Source organism: Capnocytophaga sp. G1920, from assembly GCF_051417515.1.
In genome coordinates this window covers 1-19,226 of sequence record NZ_JBPRKH010000015.1, presented here as the reverse complement: position 1 = coordinate 19,226, position 19,226 = coordinate 1, and the positions used below count along the sequence as shown (strand labels likewise).

At 39.2% G+C, this 19,226-nt stretch carries 20 protein-coding genes; 8 read left to right on the top strand and 12 right to left on the bottom strand.

The features are described 5' to 3' along the window. The first annotated feature begins 355 nt into the window (after window positions 1–355). Both ACSQ7D_RS09200 and ACSQ7D_RS09195 read left to right on the top strand, forming a co-directional pair. Window positions 356–1,834 (top strand): S41 family peptidase, encoded by a 1,479-nt coding sequence (locus tag ACSQ7D_RS09200; RefSeq protein WP_437136031.1) that lies wholly within the window; start codon window positions 356–358, stop codon window positions 1,832–1,834. Then, a complete protein-coding gene (locus ACSQ7D_RS09195; RefSeq protein ID WP_437136030.1) occupies window positions 1,831–2,865 on the top strand; it encodes a 2Fe-2S iron-sulfur cluster-binding protein in 1,035 nt (344 codons plus the stop codon). Before ACSQ7D_RS09200 ends, ACSQ7D_RS09195 begins: the two co-directional genes overlap by 4 nt. A 39-nt stretch (window positions 2,866–2,904) precedes the next feature. On the opposite strand, the gene ftsY is transcribed toward ACSQ7D_RS09195, so the two are convergent. The 4 genes from ftsY to rpmB all read right to left on the bottom strand — a co-directional run bounded on the left by ftsY (window position 2,905) and on the right by rpmB (window position 4,580). After that, window positions 2,905–3,867: a signal recognition particle-docking protein FtsY gene (gene ftsY, locus ACSQ7D_RS09190; RefSeq protein ID WP_009417856.1), complete on the bottom strand. Its 963-nt coding sequence runs from the start codon at window positions 3,865–3,867 to the stop codon at window positions 2,905–2,907. A gap of 113 nt (window positions 3,868–3,980) precedes the next feature. Further along, the gene (locus ACSQ7D_RS09185; protein WP_002672546.1) at window positions 3,981–4,133 is read right to left on the bottom strand and encodes a DUF4295 domain-containing protein; all 153 of its coding nucleotides are present in this window, start codon (window positions 4,131–4,133) and stop codon (window positions 3,981–3,983) included. Between the two features lie 10 nt (window positions 4,134–4,143). Further along, window positions 4,144–4,326, bottom strand: coding sequence for a 50S ribosomal protein L33 (gene rpmG, locus ACSQ7D_RS09180; RefSeq protein ID WP_002672545.1), 183 nt, complete (start codon window positions 4,324–4,326; stop codon window positions 4,144–4,146). Between the two features lie 17 nt (window positions 4,327–4,343). Further along, window positions 4,344–4,580, bottom strand: coding sequence for a 50S ribosomal protein L28 (gene rpmB, locus ACSQ7D_RS09175; protein WP_002672544.1), 237 nt, complete (start codon window positions 4,578–4,580; stop codon window positions 4,344–4,346). Window positions 4,581–5,233: 653 nt separating this feature from the next. Between rpmB and lysA the strand changes: the two genes are divergently transcribed. After that, entirely contained in the window at window positions 5,234–6,430 is a 1,197-nt protein-coding gene (gene lysA, locus ACSQ7D_RS09170) for a diaminopimelate decarboxylase (protein ID WP_181830846.1), read from the top strand. 113 nt (window positions 6,431–6,543) lie between these two features. Here the strand turns inward: lysA and ACSQ7D_RS09165 are convergent, their stop codons facing one another. Beyond that, a complete protein-coding gene (locus tag ACSQ7D_RS09165; RefSeq protein ID WP_437136029.1) occupies window positions 6,544–7,026 on the bottom strand; it encodes an ABC transporter ATPase in 483 nt (160 codons plus the stop codon). 150 nt (window positions 7,027–7,176) lie between these two features. Further along, window positions 7,177–7,632: an SsrA-binding protein SmpB gene (gene smpB / locus ACSQ7D_RS09160; RefSeq protein WP_009410605.1), complete on the bottom strand. Its 456-nt coding sequence runs from the start codon at window positions 7,630–7,632 to the stop codon at window positions 7,177–7,179. A gap of 77 nt (window positions 7,633–7,709) precedes the next feature. Here smpB and ACSQ7D_RS09155 point away from each other — a divergent pair, with 77 nt between their 5' ends. Further along, entirely contained in the window at window positions 7,710–8,312 is a 603-nt protein-coding gene (locus ACSQ7D_RS09155) for a M15 family metallopeptidase (RefSeq protein ID WP_009421329.1), read from the top strand. 71 nt (window positions 8,313–8,383) lie between these two features. On the opposite strand, the gene ACSQ7D_RS09150 is transcribed toward ACSQ7D_RS09155, so the two are convergent. The 3 genes from ACSQ7D_RS09150 to ACSQ7D_RS09140 all read right to left on the bottom strand — a co-directional run bounded on the left by ACSQ7D_RS09150 (window position 8,384) and on the right by ACSQ7D_RS09140 (window position 11,343). Next, window positions 8,384–9,562 carry a glycoside hydrolase family 6 protein gene (locus tag ACSQ7D_RS09150; RefSeq protein ID WP_437136028.1) on the bottom strand — a complete coding sequence of 393 codons (1,179 nt, stop codon included), beginning with the start codon at window positions 9,560–9,562 and terminating at the stop codon, window positions 8,384–8,386. Between the two features lie 80 nt (window positions 9,563–9,642). Then, entirely contained in the window at window positions 9,643–10,695 is a 1,053-nt protein-coding gene (locus tag ACSQ7D_RS09145; protein WP_009417331.1) for a glycoside hydrolase family 6 protein, read from the bottom strand. 321 nt (window positions 10,696–11,016) lie between these two features. After that, window positions 11,017–11,343 (bottom strand): hypothetical protein, encoded by a 327-nt coding sequence (locus ACSQ7D_RS09140; protein WP_437136027.1) that lies wholly within the window; start codon window positions 11,341–11,343, stop codon window positions 11,017–11,019. A 359-nt stretch (window positions 11,344–11,702) separates the two neighbouring features. Between ACSQ7D_RS09140 and rfbA the strand changes: the two genes are divergently transcribed. The 3 genes from rfbA to ACSQ7D_RS09125 all read left to right on the top strand — a co-directional run bounded on the left by rfbA (window position 11,703) and on the right by ACSQ7D_RS09125 (window position 15,470). Then, window positions 11,703–12,584, top strand: a complete 882-nt coding sequence (gene rfbA / locus ACSQ7D_RS09135) for a glucose-1-phosphate thymidylyltransferase RfbA (protein WP_178976643.1) — start codon at window positions 11,703–11,705, stop codon at window positions 12,582–12,584. Window positions 12,585–12,674: 90 nt separating this feature from the next. Continuing rightward, window positions 12,675–14,039, top strand: a complete 1,365-nt coding sequence (radA, locus tag ACSQ7D_RS09130) for a DNA repair protein RadA (protein ID WP_437136026.1) — start codon at window positions 12,675–12,677, stop codon at window positions 14,037–14,039. A 12-nt stretch (window positions 14,040–14,051) separates the two neighbouring features. Beyond that, window positions 14,052–15,470 carry a lipopolysaccharide biosynthesis protein gene (locus ACSQ7D_RS09125; RefSeq protein WP_437136025.1) on the top strand — a complete coding sequence of 473 codons (1,419 nt, stop codon included), beginning with the start codon at window positions 14,052–14,054 and terminating at the stop codon, window positions 15,468–15,470. Here ACSQ7D_RS09125 and ybeY read toward each other — a convergent pair. From ybeY to ACSQ7D_RS09110, 3 genes are all read right to left on the bottom strand, one after another. Then, on the bottom strand, window positions 15,457–15,876 hold the full coding sequence (gene ybeY / locus ACSQ7D_RS09120; RefSeq protein ID WP_437136024.1) for an rRNA maturation RNase YbeY: 420 nt from the start codon (window positions 15,874–15,876) through the stop codon (window positions 15,457–15,459). The genes ACSQ7D_RS09125 and ybeY overlap by 14 nt on opposite strands. Window positions 15,877–15,881: 5 nt before the next feature. Beyond that, entirely contained in the window at window positions 15,882–16,091 is a 210-nt protein-coding gene (locus ACSQ7D_RS09115; RefSeq protein WP_002672528.1) for a YgaP family membrane protein, read from the bottom strand. 101 nt (window positions 16,092–16,192) lie between these two features. Next, window positions 16,193–17,350 (bottom strand): ABC transporter permease, encoded by a 1,158-nt coding sequence (locus tag ACSQ7D_RS09110; RefSeq protein WP_437136023.1) that lies wholly within the window; start codon window positions 17,348–17,350, stop codon window positions 16,193–16,195. Between ACSQ7D_RS09110 and ACSQ7D_RS09105 the strand changes: the two genes are divergently transcribed. Beyond that, complete coding sequence (locus ACSQ7D_RS09105; protein ID WP_437136076.1) at window positions 17,334–18,656, top strand: exo-beta-N-acetylmuramidase NamZ family protein; 1,323 nt, start codon at window positions 17,334–17,336, stop codon at window positions 18,654–18,656. The genes ACSQ7D_RS09110 and ACSQ7D_RS09105 overlap by 17 nt on opposite strands. Window positions 18,657–19,226: the final 570 nt, after the last annotated feature.

The following is a 19,226-nucleotide window of genomic DNA, read 5'->3' as shown; positions in this document are numbered from 1 at the left end:
GAACAAAAGACGAACAAAAGACGAACAAAAGACGAACAAATGACGAACAAAAGACGAACAAAAGACGAACAAATGACGAACAAATGACGAACAAATGACGAACAAATGACGAACAAATGACGGTGCGAGCCACACGGGCAAATGAACGAATGACGAACGATGAACGAACAATAAGCGTATGAAAACCGAAGAAATCTTCTATTTTAGTTGAAAAAAAGAGCTACTTTTTATGCTGTAAAACAGAAAATTTTGTTTTTCACACTTCACGCATCGGTATTTAGTTTTACTTCTTATCTGGTACAAAATTTGTGCAAATATAAAAAAAGTATTACTTTTGTGGAAAATTATTTTCAATATGAAACACTTGTTTATCTCTATATTCATAGCTATCAGCTTGTTATCTTGTGCTAAAGAACCTGTTACTAATGGCAATGAGGTGTCTTTTACGGGCTCTGACTATACCGGTAACGATACCGATTTGCGCGTACGCGATTTTATTTGGAAGGGACTTAACACGTATTATTTGTGGCAAGCCGATGTGCCTAATTTGCAAAACAACCGTTTTGGTTCTCTATCTGATACCAAAGCTGATAAAAATAAGAGTTATACTCAATTCTTAAAGAGTTTTAGCAATCCTGAAGACCTTTTCTATAAAGGGTTACTTAATAGATATGAAGAAATAGACCGTTTTAGTTATATAACAGATGATTACACTGAGCTTGAAAATCAATTCAAGGGGATTACTGCCAGTGTGGGTATAAACTACGCTTTTGGTTTTGTAGACGAAACAAAAACTAGAGTTTATGCTGTAGTGCGTTATGTAGTGCCTAAATCGGAGGCAGAACAACAAGGTTTGCAACGGGGGGATTTGATAACCACTATCAACGGGCAATCACTTAACCGTTCTAATTATCTTCAACTGTTGCAAAATACGGCTACTATTTCGTTTTCAACCTATAGAATTGTAAATGGCAAAGCAACTCCTACTGAAAAATCGTTTACTTTGCACCAAGCTCAAACGCCAGAAAACCCTGTACTTATTCATAAAGTATTCAACAAGGGAGGAAAGAAAATAGCTTACCTGATGTACAATGCCTTTACAGCTGATTTTGATGAGGCACTGAACGATGCCTTTGCAGATTTTAAAGCACAGGGTGCTACTGACTTAATTCTTGATTTGCGCTACAATGGAGGAGGAAGTGTCGATTCGGCTACTTACTTAGCATCGATGATTACAGGTCAGTTTAACGGTCAGGTGTTTGCGATAGAAAAATGGAATAGCAAGTTGCAACCTTTTAGAGGGAATGAAAGAGAGTATTTTACGTCTAATATGGTAAAAGGCAGTCGGCAGGTGGCTATCAATAGTTTGCGCCTTAATAAAGTGTACGTAATTACTTCGGACGGGACAGCTTCAGCCAGTGAATTGGTTATCAATGGTCTTAAAGCCTACATAGATGTAGTGCAGATAGGTGAAACCACAATGGGTAAGAACCAAGGCTCGGTGACTGTTTACGACTTTACCGATAAGCAACGAAAAGTTAAAAACCCTAAGCACAAATGGGCGATGCAACCTTTGGTGATGAAGATAGAAAATGCTAAAGGTGTGGGTGATTACGTAAATGGCTTAGAATCTAATATCCAGATTAGTGAGATTGTAAATGATTTAGGGGTATTAGGCGACGAAACTGAACCTCTTTTGGCTCGCACTTTACAAGAGATTACAGGGAATGTTGCCGGAAGAGCTTCGCGATCAGCGTCGAAAGAAACTTTTTACTTTGAGAAGCTTGGTACTTCTACCTCTGGCTATTTTGGCTTGAATGAAATGTACAAATGAATCGATTTTACGAACTAACCATATCTAAAATCACACAACTTACTACTTCATCGGTAATGATTACCTTTGAAGTACCTGAGTTATTGAAGAAAGTATTTCACTTTGAAGCTGGCGAATACCTTACTCTCCAGCAAACGATTGGAGGAGAAAAGGTGCGTCGTGCTTATTCTATTTGCTCTGGAGTGAACGAAGATGAACTGAGCGTAGCCGTAAAGCGCGTGCCTAATGGTGTGTTCTCTACCTATGCGACGACCCAACTCAAAGCAGGTGATGTATTAGAAGTGATGCCGCCTAAGGGTTCTTTCGTATTCTTCTACGACATCTTTGACAACCGCGATATTATGCTCTTCTCGGCAGGAAGTGGCGTAACCCCTATGATGAGCATTGCTAAAACAGCCTTGTCTAAAACGAATATCAAGGTAGTATTTGTCTATGGCAATAAGTCTAAAGAGGAGGCTTTGTTTTTTGATGAAATTGAGGCTTTAAAAGCGCAATATCCCGACCGTTTTTTGGTGCATTATACCTTTAGTCAAGAACCTTGGGGCGACCACTATACAGGGCGTATCAACGATAGAATAGTAAACGAGATTTTTGCTAAATACAAAGATCTTAACTGGGGGCGTTACTATGCTTGTGGTCCTACGGAATTGGTGAAAAACCTCCGTGAGATACTCTTGTTAAGAGGGATAGACAAAGACCGCATTTTTACAGAGCTTTTTGAGGCATCGCCAGCTGAGATAGATTACAGCACTCTACAAGGCAATGTCGCCATTACTCTTGAACTTAACGGACAGACGCACAGCTTTGAGAGTGCGCGCAACCAAACACTTCTCAGTTCGGCACTCTTACGTGGCTACGATGCACCTTACTCTTGCCTGAACGGCGTGTGTAGTAGCTGTATCGGTAGGGTAGAGGAAGGAGAAGCCAAAATGGCGAAGAATGAAACCCTCAGCGAAGAAGAAGTATCGCAAGGCTATATTCTTACCTGTCAAGCTTATGCGATGACCGATACAATAAAGGTTCGCTTTTAGTACAATGTTAATCAATTACTCATTTTAGTTTTGAAGTTGTTATTCTTTAAAGAAAGAATCTACGAACTCATATTTGTTAAAAATTTGTAAGTCGTCTATACCTTCTCCTACTCCTATGTATTTTACAGGAATCTGAAATTGGTCAGAGATGCCTATTACCACCCCCCCCTTGGCGGTACCGTCTAATTTAGTAACAGCCAAAGCGGTTACTTCAGTGGCTTTGGTAAATTCTTTAGCTTGCTCAAAGGCATTTTGTCCAGTAGAACCATCGAGTACTAACAGCACTTCGTGAGGAGCATCAGGAATCACTTTTTGCATCACGCGCTTGATTTTAGAAAGCTCGTTCATTAGATTGATTTTGTTGTGCAAGCGTCCTGCCGTATCAATAATTACTACATCAGCATTTTGTTTTACCGCCGAACTAAGGGTATCATAGGCTACTGAAGCAGGGTCGCTACCTAACTGCTGTTTAATCATTGGCACTCCGGTACGGTCTGCCCACACTTGTAGCTGGTCAATCGCAGCGGCGCGGAAAGTATCAGCAGCACCTAATACTACTTTCAAGCCTTTTTTAGTAAACTGACTTGCTAGCTTGCCGATAGTAGTGGTCTTTCCAGCCCCGTTTACCCCTACAACCATCATCACATAAGGCTTTTTGTCAGTAGGTAAAGTAAAGTCTGTTGCTTCTCCTGTATGAGTTTCTGATAGAAGTCCTGCTATTTCTTCACGAAGGATAGTATTCAGTTCAGAAGTATTTAAGTACTTGTCTTTAGCCACACGAGCCTCTATACGGTCAATGATTTTAAGAGTAGTATTCACCCCTACGTCGCTGGCAATAAGCACTTCTTCAAGGTCATCGAGCACCTCTTCATCTACTTTCGATTTCCCAACGAGAGCCTTTCCTAAGCGGTCAAAAAAGCTGTTTTTAGATTTCTCTAAGCCTTTATCTAAGGTTTCTTTCTTTTCTTTTGAAAAGATATTTTTCAGAAATTGCAATGCCATAGCTTATTGTATATTTTAGGATATAAGTGCAAAGGTAGTAAAAAAGTTTATATATGCAAAAAAGCCGTCTCACGACAGCTTTTTTAAATATGATAAAAATAGAGAAAATTTAATTATTTCTTCTTCAAAAATTCATCAACAAGCTCAGGAGCCATTACGCTTTCTACGAAAGTATAAGCACCTGTTTTAGGTGATTTCACCATTTTGATAGCTTTAGTATGCTTCTTAGATTTACCTTGTAAGGTTGCTACTGTTTTCTTTGCCATAATGTTTTAATTATTTAATTTCTTTATGAACAGTTACTTTCTTGAGGATAGGGTTGAACTTCTTAAGCTCTAATCTATCTGGAGTATTTTTTTTGTTTTTGGTAGTGATGTAACGTGAAGTTCCTGGTAAACCAGACTCTTTGTGCTCAGTGCACTCCAAAATAACCTGAATTCTATTTCCTTTTTTAGCCATTTTAGTATTCTTTTAAATTAGTTAATATATCCGTTACGTTCTACTTCTTTAAGCACTGCATAGATACCTTTCTTGTCGATAGTTTTAATTGCAGTTGCCGATACTTTTAGGGTAATCCAACGATTCTCTTCTGGAATGAAGAAACGTTTTGTACGGAGGTTTACATTGAATTTACGTTTTGTTTTGTTCATTGCGTGTGACACGTTATTGCCCACCAATGCTTTTTTGCCTGTTAAGTCACAAACTCTTGCCATTTTTTTCTCTATTTATTAATGTGTTATTTATATTCAGGGCGCAAAGATATAACTATTTTTTGAAACAGCAAAACTTTTTTCTCTTTTTTCAGATTGTTTTTGTGTATACTAATTTATTATATATTGTATACCAGGTGTTTAATCAAGTTGAGATTATTATTTATATATCTGAAAACTACTGCTTTTTACACATAAAACAACCCCGTCTTCATATACCCTTCGCCGTTGAAGTATGAATTCTACTAACAACCTTCTTCTTATTTCCACCTTAGCTTTATCTTATCTTCGTTCATTGTTCGTCATTTGTTCATTTGCCCGTGTGGCTCGCACCGTCATTTGTTCGTCTTTTGTTCGTCTTTTGTTCGTTCATTGTTCGTTCATTGTTCGTCTTTTGTTCGTCTTTTATTCGTCATTTATTCGTCATTTGTTCGTCATTCGTTCGTCTTTCCTATAAGCTTCTTTTAAATTAACCATTAACCATTAACCATTAATCATTAATCATTAATCATTAATCATTAACCATTAATCATTAAATAAGGCTTTCATCTACATTATTTTATTCTCCCGCCCCCATTTGCTAATTCTCAAATTTGCCATTTTGCTAATTATTTGTACTTTTGTGCCCTATAATCATTTAAACAACAGTATATTCAATGAAAATAAACGATTTACTAAACATAGCACACACTTACGGTAGCCCTGTATATGTATATGATGCCCAGAAGATTGCTTCTCAATATAACCGACTTACCAATGCCTTTGCCTCAGTACCTAAGTTGCGCATCAACTATGCAATGAAAGCTCTTTCTAATATCTCTATCTTGAAATTGATGAAGGACTTGGGTGCTGGTCTTGATACCGTTTCTATTCAGGAAGTACAGTTGGGATTGCTGGCAGGTTTTGACCCTCAGCAAATTATTTTTACGCCTAATGGTGTCTCAATGGACGAAATTGAGGAGGCTATGCGCTTAGGAGTACAGCTCAACATCGATAATCTTTCGTTCTTGGAGCAGTTTGGCACACAACACCCTGAGATACCCGTGTGTATTCGTATCAATCCACACGTGATGGCAGGCGGTAATAGCAATATTTCGGTAGGACATATCGATAGTAAGTTTGGTATTAGCATTCATCAAATACCGCATATCTTGCGCATCGTCCAGAATACAAAGATGCACATCAACGGTATTCATATGCACACAGGTAGTGATATTTTAGATATTGATGTGTTCCTTTACGCTGCCGAAATACTCTTTGAAACCGCTAAACACTTTAAGGATTTACAATTTATCGACTTTGGCAGTGGCTTTAAAGTGCCTTATAAGGAGGGAGATATACAAACCAATATAGAAGAGTTGGGCGAACGTCTCAGCAGTCGCTTTGCTGATTTCTGCAAGGAGTACGGTCGCAACCTTACATTAGCTTTCGAGCCTGGTAAGTTTTTGGTAAGTGAAGCAGGCTACTTTTTAGTAAAGGTGAATGTAGTAAAGCAAACCACTTCTACCGTATTTGCAGGCATCGACTCCGGTTTCAATCATCTTATCCGACCAATGCTCTACGGGGCTAATCATTATATCGAAAACATTTCTAACCCCGAAGGTAAGAAGCGTTTCTATTCAGTAGTCGGGTATATATGCGAGACCGATACTTTTGCCTCCAACCGACAAATAGCTGAGATTACTGAGGGCGATATATTGTGTTTTCACAATGCAGGTGCCTATTGCTACACTATGGCGAGCAACTACAATTCACGCTTGCGTCCAGCAGAAGTATTGTGGCAGAATGGGGAAGCTAAACTTATCAGAAAGGCAGAAACCTTCGAAGACTTACTAAGAGGACAAATATATTAACAATAAAAAAGGCTGTCCGAAAAGTCTTAAAATCGCATTTGCGTCGCTACACTTTGCCAAAGTTTCAGACTTTGGCAAAGTTCATACTTCTTCTATTGCCTGTACAACTCGCGCTATAAAAACCGGTTGTGCCAGCTGTCTTCCAAAGGCACTTCCCAATTCTCTTCGTATTCTATTTTAGTATTCACCAAATTGTTGAACACTATAGTTTGTGCCGATACTGCTTTTTCTTTTGCCATCTTCTTGAAATCGGCAAGGTTTTTATAGGCGATGTGTTCACCTTGACGGTAACTCACATTCATACGGTCAAGCAATGTAACGTTGTATTGGGCTTCAAGCTCTTGAATAAAGTGCGCTAAAGCATCAAGAGAACAGCCTCCTACACCGTGGGCATCGGGTAATGCTCCTATAACTATAAATCGGTTATAGCGCAATTCAAATGATGATAGCAAATCCTTGCCGTGCACCATCCAGTGGTTTATAAATTCTTCTAATTGTGTATGCAGTTGCTTTTGCTCATCTTCTGTAAAGCTACGGTTGCATTGGTATACCCACACACGGGCATCATCGGGGAGTTCTTTAAAATCTCTATACACTTATCTAATGATTAATTGTTAATAATTAATTCACAGTTTGCCCCTCTCCTTGTTAGAAAGGAACGTAGAGAAGGACTTCTTTTTAGTAGTTAGCAACTAATGATAATGGTAAGCTCTCTATGCTAACCATTAACCATTAATCATTAACCATTATTTCTTCATCAGCCTATCCAAGTTTCTCTTGTTATCACGGTCTTTAATAGTTTCGCGTTTATCGTACAATTTCTTACCGCGTACTAAGGCTATATCCATTTTAGCCAATCCCTTTTCGTTAATAAAGAGTTTGAGAGGTACAATAGTAAGCCCGCTATTTTTCACTTCTTTATTGAGTTTGCGTAGTTCTTTTTTCTGCAAAAGCAGTTTGCGTTCGCTTTTGGGGCGGTGGTTGTAATAGGTGCCAAAGTCATATGCTTCAATGGTAGAGTTAATTACGAAAAGCTCTCCTTTATCGTTAAACTCGCAAAAACTCTCAGCTATCGAGGCTTTTCCCATTCGTATAGACTTTATCTCGGTACCCACAAGTACAATCCCCGCCGTGTATTTGTCGAGGATTTCATATTCAAATTTTGCCCGTTTGTTGAGTATTTGTACTGTTTTCTGAATCATAGCACAAAAGTAGTAAATTTGTTACATATAGCAAGCCTTTTTTAAGTTTTTTTGTACTTTTGCCGAAAATCACTCTTATGAAATACCTCTTACAACTTTTTACATTATTATCAGTGTCCTCACTTTTAGCGCAGCAGAATGATTTTGTGCTTCTCAGAAGCCTTTCTAATGACTTTGTATTCGATATGAAATACGCCACCCCCGATAATTTCCTCAAACAAGCAGTATATGATTGTGGTGAGTGTTATCTCCGCAAGAGTACTGCAAAGGCTTTGGTCAAAGCTAATGAAGAGTTTAAATCGTTGGGATACCGCATTAAATTGTTCGACTGCTACCGACCGCTTTCGGTACAGAAAAAGATGTGGAAGATACTTCCAGGTACCCACTACGTAGCAAACCCCGCGAAAGGTTCTAAACACAATCGCGGGGCTGCTGTCGATCTTACCCTTGTAGATGCACAAGGCAAGGAATTAGATATGGGTACTCCTTTTGATTTCTTTGGTAAAAAAGCACATCACACTTGCACGACCCTCCCTAAAAAGGTACTTGAGAATCGTAAGTTGTTGAAGGATGTACTCAACAAATATAACTTTAAATCTATTTTCTCAGAATGGTGGCACTATGAGTACCGCCCCGAAATGCAATCTAAAGTCGAAGACTTCCAATGGCAATGTAAATAAAATGTCTCTTCTGTCGTGCTACGACTCTTCACACACTTTGCCAAAGTTTCTAATTGCTTGTCGTGCTACGACTATTTTAAGTTTTGAGGCACTTCCAAAATCTCTATACTTTTTACTCTCATAGCGTTTTGCACCAAGTGTCTCGTATATTCAGGATAAGGAAGTCCCGCTGCGGGAGCTCCCATATTACATTCACCGTCAGAGCCACCTCCTCCGTTAATCCACAAATAAGCATCGGCGTGTGCACCTGTGGTTTTGGTAGTGCTACGTGGGCCTAAAGCTGCATTAAAGTTATTGCAAGAGTTATAAGGAGGGTGTGCATTCTGGTGTTTAGGTCTATTGATACCACTGCGCCCTGTGTCAATCACGTAATGCACATCTTTAAAACCTTTAGAAGCTAAGTAAGTTACAAATCTTTCTGCTCCTGCTTGTTCTTCGGCAGTGCCTCCTAAGCCCGAAACATTCAGTGCGAAACCACGCATATATTTTAAACCTCCATCTATAATAGCATTGGCAACAGCTTCAGGGTCTTTTGTAACCAAAACAGAATTCCCAGCGTGAATATAACTCGCTACATTAGGGTTGTTCTTATTTAGTTTTTCAGCGGCGTAACTAAGCAGTTCAGCACGCTCATTGTATTTAGCTGAGCCTCTTGGGTGACCGCAGTAGTTAATGGCATCAGGCTCAATAATAACCACCGCCCGGCGTTGTCCAATAATGGCACTTACGCGGTCTATCCACTCTTTGTAAGAAGTAGCATTAGGATGTCCACCTTTTGAAAACGACCCACAATCACGATTGGGGATACCGTAAAGCACCACAATAGGTGTTTTGCGAGCGCGTTCTGCTCCCTCAACGAAGTTTTTAAGCCAACGGTCATTTTTCTCTTTACCACCACTACCAGGACTAACACCGCCGTCATACCAACCTCCGCAGGGCGTACCATACACTTGGTAATACAGCTTTTTCAACTCGGCATTTTTTTCATTTTTTACTGTATTTAACCGAGAAGGCTCCAAGTAAAAATCCCAGTCATAAGCTACCGGCTTTTTACCTTGTGGTGGGTTAGGTGGAATAGGAGGAGTAACCGGAGGCGTAATAGGAGGTGTAGTAGGGGTCTGAGTAGTAGGAGTTTGTGTAGTAGAGGTTTGCGTTGTTGGAGTCTGTGTAGAGGGGTCGCTCTCTTCCCCTGATTTTTCACAGGCGGTCATTACCCATAAAAAAGCTACTAAGGATAGTAATTTATTCATAATCTTTAATCTTATTTATCTGTATTATTCTTATTTTTGCAATGATAAAGGTTATTTTATAATTGCTTGTCGTGCTACGACTATTTTAAGTTTTGAGGTACTTCCAAAATCTCTATACTTTTCACTCTCATAGCGTTTTGCACCAAGTGTCTCGTATATTCAGGATAAGGCTTTCCCGCTTTTGGGGCTCCCATATTACATTCACCGTCAGAGCCACCTCCTCCGTTAATCCACAAATAAGCATCGGCGTGTGCACCTGTGGTTTTGGTAGTGCTACGCGGGCCTAAAGCTGCATTAAAGTTATTACAAGAGTTATAAGGAGCATTTGCATTTTGGTGTTTAGGTCTATTGATACCACTGCGCCCTGTGTCAATCACGTAACGCACTTTGTCAAAACCTTTAGAAGCTAAGTAAGTTACAAATTTCTCGGCTCCTGCTTGTTCTTCAGCAGTGCCTCCTAAGCCCGAAACATTCAGTGCGAAACCACGCATATATTGTAAGCCTCCATCTATAATGGCATTGGCAACAGCTTCAGGGTGTTTTGTGACCAAATCAGAATTCCCAGCGTGAATATAGCTCGCTACATTAGGGTTATTCTCTTTTAGCTTTCTTGCACAATAAGTAAGCAAATCAGCGCGTTCTTTGTATTCAGCCGAGCCCTTTTTATGTCCGCAGTAGTTAATGGCATCTGGTTCTATAATTACTACTGCACGGCGTTGTCCAATAATGGCACTTACACGATCTATCCACGCTCTGTAAGAAGCAGCATTAGGGTGTCCGCCTCCTGAGAACGACCCACAATCGCGATTGGGGATACCGTAAATCACCACAATAGGCGTTTTGCGAGCGTGTTCAGCTCCTTCAACAAAATTCTTTAGATAGAGGTCGCTATCCTTACTGTTTGGGTTAATTCCATCATACCAATCTCCGCAGGGCGTACCATATACTTGGTAATACAGTTTTTTCAACTCGGCATTTTTTTCATTTTTTACTGCATATAACCGAGAAGGCTTCAAATAAAAATCCCAATCATAAGGTATTTGAGTTTGCGTATTTTGGGGCGTATCTTCCCCTGATTTTTCACAGGCAGTCATTACCCATAAAAAAGCTATTAAGGCTAGTAATTTCTTCATAATCTTTAATCTTATTTATGTGTTAATTTGGCAAAGATAGGAATTTATTTTCATTTACCCAAAATTATTTTCTAATTTATTTTTCCAGTCATTTTCCTCCGTTTGCTCTCCGCTTTTTCACCACCTTGTCTCTACTTTTCCTTTGTTCATTGTTTATCTGCCGTGTGGCTCGCACCGTCATTTATTCGTTTATATGTACGAACTTTGCCAAAGTTTCAAAATTTGCCAAAGTTGAAATCTACTAATAACCCTCTTTTTATTTCTATCTTAGCTTTAACTTACCTTCATTTTTTCTTCTTCATTTGTTCGTTCATTGTTCGTTCATTGTTCGTCTTTTCTTCGTCTTTTGTTCGTTCTTTGTTCGTTCTTTGTTCGTCTTTTGTTCGTCTTTTGTTCGTCTTTTGTTCGTCTTTTGTTCGTTCTTTGTTCGTTCTTTGTTCGTCTTTTGTTCGTCTTTTGTTCGTCTTTTGTTCGTCTTTTGTTCGTCTTTTCATTATCTGCCCGTGCGGCTCGCACCGTCTTTTGTTCGTTCATTGTTCGTTCATTGTTCGTCTTTTCTTCGTCTTTTCTTCGTTCTTTGTTCGTTCTTTGTTCGTCTTTTGTTCGTCTTTTGTTCGTCTTTTGTTCGTCTTTTGTTCGTCTTTTCATTATCTGCCCGTGCGGCTCGCACCGTCTTTTGTTCGTTCATTGTTCGTCTTTCCTATAAGCTCTTTATATCTACATTATTTTATTCTCCCGTCCCCATTTGCTAATTGACTCATTTACTAATTTACTAATTTTATCTGTCTGTTGCGCTACGAGCTCACACTTTACCTTTTACCTTTTATCTTTTATCTTTTACCTTCAACAATTGGCATTGTGGTATTAATAACACATTTGCTAATTTCAAATAAATACTGTACCTTTGCCAAAGTTTTTTTGATAGCTTGTCGTATAACAACTTTGGGCAATGCTCAATATAATATGAAAGTTATAGTAATTACTAACGTCTAGAAAACTAACAACCGATGAAAGGAATTATATTAGCAGGCGGTTCAGGTACACGCCTTTACCCCATTACTAAGGGAGTTTCTAAACAATTACTCCCTATTTACGATAAACCAATGATTTACTACCCATTATCAGTGCTGATGCTTTCGGGTATTCGCGAGATATTGGTAATTTCTACTCCTCAGGACTTACCAGGTTTTGAGCGCCTCTTAGGTGACGGTTCCGACTTCGGTATTCGCCTTAGCTATGCCGAGCAACCCAGTCCCGATGGTTTAGCTCAAGCTTTTATCATAGGCGAAGAGTTTATAGGCGATGACGATGTATGCCTGGTATTAGGAGATAATATTTTCTACGGACAGAGTTTCTCGAAAATGCTCGCTCAAGCGGTAGAGAATGTAAAGAAAGAACGCAAAGCTACTGTCTTTGGTTATTACGTAAAAGACCCTGAACGTTATGGGGTAGCTGAATTTGACACCGAGGGCAATGTGCTTAGCATTGAAGAAAAACCCACACAGCCTAAATCTAACTATGCGGTAGTAGGACTCTATTTTTACCCCAATAAAGTAGTGAAAGTAGCCAAAAGTATCAAACCCTCAGCACGAGGTGAATTGGAGATTACTACGGTGAATCAAGAGTTTCTAAACGACGGCGAATTAAAAGTACAACTCTTAGGGCGCGGTTTTGCGTGGCTTGATACCGGCACCCACGATTCGCTTAGCGAAGCATCAAACTTCGTAGAAACCTTAGAGAAACGTCAAGGACTCAAAATCTCTTGTTTGGAAGAAATAGCCTATCGCAAGGGTTGGATTACTGCTGAAAAGTTGCAAGAGTTAGCAAAACCAATGCTCAAAAACCAATACGGGCAATACCTTTTGCAATTAACGATGAACAATAGATAATTTGCTTTTCCAAATAATCTAACGCTAAAACCTAATCTATGCTGGCGTGAGCTTGTAGCTCGTGCCTCCTAACATCTAATCTCCTAAAAAATGGCAAAACTAAAAACAGCATATTTCTGTCAGAATTGCGGAGCACAATATAGCAAATGGCAAGGACAGTGTTACGTCTGCAAGCAGTGGAATACCATTGTGGAAGAAGTCGTACAGAAAGACACTGCTCCTGCTTGGCAAGAGAAAGAATCACCTATCAAGAGTAAAGCTCCTAAGTATATCTCTATTTCGCAAATCGATACACAACAGGAGGCGCGCCTCAACAGCAACAACCACGAATTGAATAACGTTTTGGGTGGGGGAATTGTACCGGGGTCGGTTACTCTTTTAGGAGGTGAACCAGGGATAGGCAAGAGTACGCTATTGTTGCAAATAGCTCTTAACTTGCCTTATCGTACGCTCTACGTATCGGGGGAGGAAAGTGAGAAACAGATAAAAATGCGCGCCGACCGCATTCCGCATAAGCTCGATAATTGCTTTATCCTCACTGAAATTAAGACGCAAAATATCTTTCAGCAGATAAAAGAACTCTTACCCGAAATCGTGATTATCGACTCTATTCAAACCCTACAATCCGATTATATTGAGGCTTCGGCGGGGAGTATTTCTCAAATTAGGGAATGTGCCTCCGAACTGATTAAGTTTGCTAAAACTACTCACACTCCTGTAATACTCATTGGGCATATCACTAAGGACGGACAAATAGCGGGGCCTAAGATATTAGAGCATATGGTCGATACCGTTCTGCAGTTTGAAGGCGATCGCAACCACGTGTACCGTATCTTGCGTTCACTGAAAAACCGCTTTGGCTCTACTTCCGAATTGGGTATTTACGAAATGCTTAGCAACGGATTGCGTGAGGTAAATAATCCTTCGGAGATTCTCATTTCCAAAACCGATGAGACGATTAGCGGTACCTCCATAGCTGCCACTTTGGAAGGTATGCGTCCGCTGATGATTGAAATACAAGCACTCGTAAGTACAGCGGTATATGGAACACCACAACGCAGTACTACGGGCTTCAATGCCAAACGCCTCAATATGCTTTTGGCAGTGCTTGAGAAACGCGCAGGATTCCGCTTAGGAGCTAAGGACGTCTTCCTTAATATTACCGGAGGCATTACTATCGACGACCCCGCCACTGACTTAGGAGTGGCGATGGCTATCTTATCTTCTAACGAAGATATAGCGATTGAAAAGGACGTCTGTTTTGCCGGCGAAGTAGGATTAGGCGGTGAAATACGCCCTGTACAACGCGTAGAGCAACGCATTACTGAAGCTGAGAAATTAGGCTTCAACACCATTTTTGTATCAAAATATAACAAAATAGCCCTTAAAAATACTAAAATTAGGATTGTAAAAGTTGCCAAAATAGAAGATGCAATACAAGAACTATTTGGATAATAAAAACGCCTTATGTTGAAAAAACTTTTTAAAGATACCATTATCTACGGCATTGCTACTGTACTCCCTCGTGTGCTTACCCTATTGCTCACAAGGTTGTACGTGAATAAACTCGATACTGCCGATTTTGGTATTTATTCAGGGTTGTTTGTCTATCTTATTTTGGGGAACGTACTGCTATCATACGGTATGGAAACAGCTTTCTTCCGTTTTATGAACAAAGGCGAACAGAAGAAGAAGGTACAATCTACCGCGCTTACTTCTCTTACAGTCAGCTCTTTGTTTTTCCTGCTGATTGCTTACTTATTGCGACACTTTATTGCCTCCTGGCTGAACTACGATGTACAGTATATTGTCTTTGCCATTTATATATTAGTACTTGATGCCTTAGTGGTGATTCCGTTTGCGTGGCTCAGGAACAAAGGCAAAGCCAAACTTTATGCTATTGTTAAAATAGGGAATACAGCAGTGAATTTAGCTCTGAACATTTACTACCTGAACTATTTACCTGATGAAGCTCTTGCTACCAACGGTGGTGTATATTATATCTTTTTAGCCAACGTAATAGCGAGTTTAGCGACTTTCATTGTCTTACTGCCTATCTATTTCAAAATACATTTCCATTTTGATTATCGACTTTGGAAAGAGATGATGGTTTATGCTTTCCCTGTATTATTGGCAGGTATTGCTTTTGCGGTAAATGAAGGTTTTGACCGAGTGTTCTTGCGTATGCTCCTTCCCGCTGATACTGCCGATGGAACTATAGGTATCTACTCAGCTTGTTACAAAATGGGGGTATTTATGAACCTTTTTGTCACTGCTTATAAACTTGGCATAGAACCTTTCTTTTTCAGCAGTGCACAGGATAAGAATGCACCTAAAACCTATGCTCGTATCACCGAATACTTCATTGTGTGTGGAGGCTTTATTTTGCTCTTTATTACCGTGTTCACCGATGTTTTTAAACTTATTTTGATACCTAACAAAGCCTATTGGGAAGCTCTTTGGATAGTGCCTATTATCTTGTTAGCTAACCTATGTTTAGGTATTTACCATAGTCTTTCGGTATGGTACAAAGTCACCGACCGCACCAGCTTCGGGGCTATCGTATCCTTGATAGGAATGGCTATCACAGTAGTGTTTAACTTTGCACTTATTCCTTGGCTCAGTTATAAAGGAGCGGCTTTAGCAACACTTATTACCTATGGGGCGATGATGTTTATTTCGTATTACTACGGACAAAAATACTATCCGATACCCTATAAAAAAAGGAAGATAAAAATCTTCCTTGGAATGAGTGTTGTTTTCTCATTTGTAAATTTTTATGCTTTTGACAATAGTATCTACATAGGCACCTTACTTTTGCTTATTTATGGTTATTTAGCGAGTTTTACTATAAAGCTCAAATCTACTCTTCCTAAACAACCGTAAAAAGGTTCATCTTTTCTTCTTCTTTGTTGTGCATTAGCGCACTGTCTTCCGGTGTTTTATCCTTATAACCGCAGAGGTGTAACAAGCCGTGTGACAATACCCGCAGGAGCTCTCTTTGGAACGGCACTTTAAAGATGTTAGCATTCTCCTTTACGCGCTCTACCGAAATATAAATATCCGAATGGAGTACCTTTCCCTCAGAATAATCAAAGGTGATGATATCGGTAAGGGTGTCGTGTTGCAAGTACTCTACATTTATTTTGTGCAAATACTCATCATCGCAAAAAATATAGTTGATATTACCTGCCTCTTTACCTTCGGATTGGGCTACGCGTTTCACCCAACGTTTTACTTCGTTTTTCTTAAAAGGGAAGACAAAGGGAGTTTCGTTAAAAAAAGAAGTCATAATAATTATTTTTCTTTAGGCTTATAGGTACTGATACCTAAAAGTGCGTAAATGGGTGAGAAATTAATCAGAATGGTTACCAAAAGCAATATAGAAACGCCTGATAACACGGAAGCAATGGTAATAGAAAACTCGTTAAAATACCCCAATATCGCAGTGATAACGATAATGAGCAAACGGATATTCTTATCCAAAGTACTAATATTTCTTTTCATATAGTCACATTTTTTAATTTGTGGCAAATGTACTTCTTTATTTTGAATAAAACAAAGATTTTAAATAATTATACTCTCACTTTTGCGCTATCTCAAATTATTTACGCAAACTTCATAGATTTAGTAGGTGATATTTTGGTAATCACATAGGTAGGAATGAGTAGCATCAGCAAGCACAATAGCAAAACGCCTATATTGAGCAATAACACCCACAGAGGAGTGAAAGCAATCGGTACTTCGGTTACATAATAGGTGGCAGGGTCTAACTTGATAAGGCTGTAACGCTGTTGTAACCAGAGCAATAAGAATCCCAAAACATTCCCCCATAAGAGTCCCAAGCCTATGATATAGGTAGCATTATACAAAAATATCTTGCGGATACTGCGGTCAGAAGCACCTAAGCTCTTTAAAGTACCTATCATTGGTGTTTTCTCCAATATGAGCACGAGAATAGCCGTAATCATATTAAATCCACCTACCACTATCATTATCCCGATGATAAGGTAAATATTGAAATCGAACATACCAAGCCATTCGAAGATAAAAGGAAACTTCTGAATGATAGTTTGCGAATCGAGGAATGAACCTACCTTGCCGTACACTTGTTTGCCTACTTCTTCTATACGGTCAAAATCTTTGATAAAAAGCTCGAAATTGCCTATTTGGTCAGGTTGCCATTTATTGATTTTCTGAATATGACGTATATCAGTGAAGACGTACGACGCATCAAATTCTTGAAAGCCACTATTGTAAAGCCCTACAATTTTAAAACTACGTTGGTTAGGAGCTTGAGCAGCTTCGTCTTTTAAAAAGATAGCTTGGCAACGGTCGCCCAGTTTTAGGTGCAATCTGTTGGCTAAATAGGTAGACATTAGCACCTCATCGGTTACTTCTTCACTCGCTACATTAGGGGTGTGCCCTTCGGTAATAAAGTCGCGAATAAGCGACCAATTGTAGTCTTTTCCTACACCTTTAGCAAGAATCGACTCATAAGTGGTTTCAGTACGGATAATACCACCTTTGGTAGCCACTGCCTGAATATGGGTAACTTCGGGTACTGCTGAAAAAGTAGGGTAAAAATCTTGTTGTAACTTAATAGGTTTGGTACTAACTTCTGATATATTATTGCTGTAATCAAAAATCTGAATGTGCCCGTGAAAGACTACCAACTTCTCCCTAATCTTGCGTTGCAAGCCAATACCCGTAGCAATGGCAATGAGCATCATCACCATACCCACAGCAATGGCAGCTATTGCCATTTTGATAATTGGGGAAGAAATTGTACCTTTGTCCCCTTTCGAAAAAATAACTCTTTTTGCTATGAAATATTCAACATTCAAAACAATAATGCCTTTTAGAAGTGCCAAAGTTACACTTTTTTTCTTATGTACGCTTATATCGTGCAAAAATAATGGACAGACACAAGGTAATGCCTCTGTGCAAAACACTGAAAAGCAGACGAAAGAAGTGGTGGTAGGCGCTAACCGAATGTATCTTTACATTAAGGATTTACGCGCTAAAAATATAGCTATCGTTACGAATCAGACTGGAATTGTGAAAGCCGAAAAAGGGAATTATGTGCATTTGGTGGATACGTTATTAAAGAAGAAAGTATCTATCAGTAAGGTTTTTGCTCCTGAACACGGATTCAGAGGGGAAGCCGATGCAGGTGAAGTGGTGAAAGACGGCAAAGACACTAAAACGGGCTTGCCTATTGTATCGCTCTATGGTAAAAACAAAAAACCTACTGCTGAGCAACTGAAAGGTGTAGACCTTGTACTCTTTGATTTGCAAGATGTAGGGGTGCGCTTTTACACTTATATTTCTACTTTGCATTATGTGATGGAGGCTTGTGCTGAACAGCATATTCCTGTAATAGTACTCGACCGTCCGAATCCTAATGCGCATTATATTGATGGAGCGGTATTGCAACCTGCCTTTAAGAGTTTTATTGGGATGCACCCTGTGCCCGTGGTTTATGGAATGACTATTGGCGAATACGCTCAGATGATAAATGGTGAAAAGTGGTTGCAAGCAGGCGTTACTGCTGACCTTAAAGTGATTCCTCTTGCCTATTATACACATCAAACGTCTTATAGCTTACCAGTAAAACCTTCGCCTAACTTACCTAATGATGTATCGGTGAACTTGTACCCAAGTTTGTGTTTTTTTGAAGGGACAAATGTAAGTATGGGGCGCGGTACCGATATGCAGTTTCAGATTTATGGCTCTCCTTATTTTGATAAGACGGCTTTTAGCTTTACGCCACACCCTAATGCAGGCGACAAGAATCCGAAGTTTAATGGTGAACTATGTTACGGTGAGGACTTGAGAAAAACGCCTCGTTTGGATAAACTAAATCTCACTTGGCTTAAAAAAGCTTTTGAACAGGGCAAAGGAGTGAAAACACCTTTCTTTACTTCATCGTTCAATAAGATTGCTGGTAATGAGATATTAAAGAAGCAAATCAGCGAAGGGAAGACCGAAGACGAAATACGCCAATCGTGGCAAAAGGATATAGAGCAGTTTAAGGAGGTGAGAAAGAAATATTTACTATATCCATAATTAATACTATAATGCCAATTGTTGAAGGTAAAAGATAAAAGGTAAAAGGTAAAAGGTAAAAGGTAAAAGGTAAAGTGTGAGCTCGTAGCGCAACAGACAGATAAAATTAGTAAATTAGTAAATTAGTAAATGAGTCAATTAGCAAATGGGGACGGGAGAATAAAATAATGTAGATATAAAGAGCTTATAGGAAAGACGAACAAAAGACGAACAAAAGACGAACAAAAGACGAACAAAAGACGAACAAAGAACGAACAAAGAACGAACAAAGAACGAACAAAGAACGAACAAAGAACGAACAAAGAACGAACAAAGAACGAACAAAGAACGAACAAAGAACGAACAAAGAACGAACAAAAGGCGGAGGAAAAGTGGGGGTAAGTTAAAACTAAGATATAAATAAGAAGAATGTTATTAGTAGATTTCAACTTTGCCAAAGTTTCAAACTAAGGTTGTAAGGAACATTTTTAACTATCTGAATAAGAATACATTTTTGAAGGATCTCCTCCGCAATGGATTACAATTTCTTTAATTATTTCATCTTGTAAACCATAACAAAATCGCCTTTTA

Excerpts from the sequence above, each read along its gene's own strand:
- rfbA (WP_178976643.1), top strand. The coding sequence starts at position 11,703 with ATGAAAGGAATTATATTAGCAGGCGGTTCAGGTACACGCCTTTACCCC.
- smpB (WP_009410605.1), bottom strand. The coding sequence starts at position 7,632 with ATGATTCAGAAAACAGTACAAATACTCAACAAACGGGCAAAATTTGAA.
- ACSQ7D_RS09155 (WP_009421329.1), top strand. The coding sequence starts at position 7,710 with ATGAAATACCTCTTACAACTTTTTACATTATTATCAGTGTCCTCACTT.
- ACSQ7D_RS09110 (WP_437136023.1), bottom strand. The coding sequence starts at position 17,350 with ATGGCAATAGCTGCCATTGCTGTGGGTATGGTGATGATGCTCATTGCC.
- ACSQ7D_RS09145 (WP_009417331.1), bottom strand. The coding sequence starts at position 10,695 with ATGAAGAAATTACTAGCCTTAATAGCTTTTTTATGGGTAATGACTGCC.
- ACSQ7D_RS09125 (WP_437136025.1), top strand. The coding sequence starts at position 14,052 with ATGTTGAAAAAACTTTTTAAAGATACCATTATCTACGGCATTGCTACT.
- ftsY (WP_009417856.1), bottom strand. The coding sequence starts at position 3,867 with ATGGCATTGCAATTTCTGAAAAATATCTTTTCAAAAGAAAAGAAAGAA.
- ybeY (WP_437136024.1), bottom strand. The coding sequence starts at position 15,876 with ATGACTTCTTTTTTTAACGAAACTCCCTTTGTCTTCCCTTTTAAGAAA.
- ACSQ7D_RS09105 (WP_437136076.1), top strand. The coding sequence starts at position 17,334 with ATGGCAGCTATTGCCATTTTGATAATTGGGGAAGAAATTGTACCTTTG.
- ACSQ7D_RS09140 (WP_437136027.1), bottom strand. The coding sequence starts at position 11,343 with ATGAAAAGACGAACAAAAGACGAACAAAAGACGAACAAAAGACGAACA.
- ACSQ7D_RS09200 (WP_437136031.1), top strand. The coding sequence starts at position 356 with ATGAAACACTTGTTTATCTCTATATTCATAGCTATCAGCTTGTTATCT.
- ACSQ7D_RS09195 (WP_437136030.1), top strand. The coding sequence starts at position 1,831 with ATGAATCGATTTTACGAACTAACCATATCTAAAATCACACAACTTACT.
- radA (WP_437136026.1), top strand. The coding sequence starts at position 12,675 with ATGGCAAAACTAAAAACAGCATATTTCTGTCAGAATTGCGGAGCACAA.
- ACSQ7D_RS09115 (WP_002672528.1), bottom strand. The coding sequence starts at position 16,091 with ATGAAAAGAAATATTAGTACTTTGGATAAGAATATCCGTTTGCTCATT.
- ACSQ7D_RS09185 (WP_002672546.1), bottom strand. The coding sequence starts at position 4,133 with ATGGCAAAGAAAACAGTAGCAACCTTACAAGGTAAATCTAAGAAGCAT.
- lysA (WP_181830846.1), top strand. The coding sequence starts at position 5,234 with ATGAAAATAAACGATTTACTAAACATAGCACACACTTACGGTAGCCCT.
- ACSQ7D_RS09150 (WP_437136028.1), bottom strand. The coding sequence starts at position 9,562 with ATGAATAAATTACTATCCTTAGTAGCTTTTTTATGGGTAATGACCGCC.
- rpmB (WP_002672544.1), bottom strand. The coding sequence starts at position 4,580 with ATGGCAAGAGTTTGTGACTTAACAGGCAAAAAAGCATTGGTGGGCAAT.
- rpmG (WP_002672545.1), bottom strand. The coding sequence starts at position 4,326 with ATGGCTAAAAAAGGAAATAGAATTCAGGTTATTTTGGAGTGCACTGAG.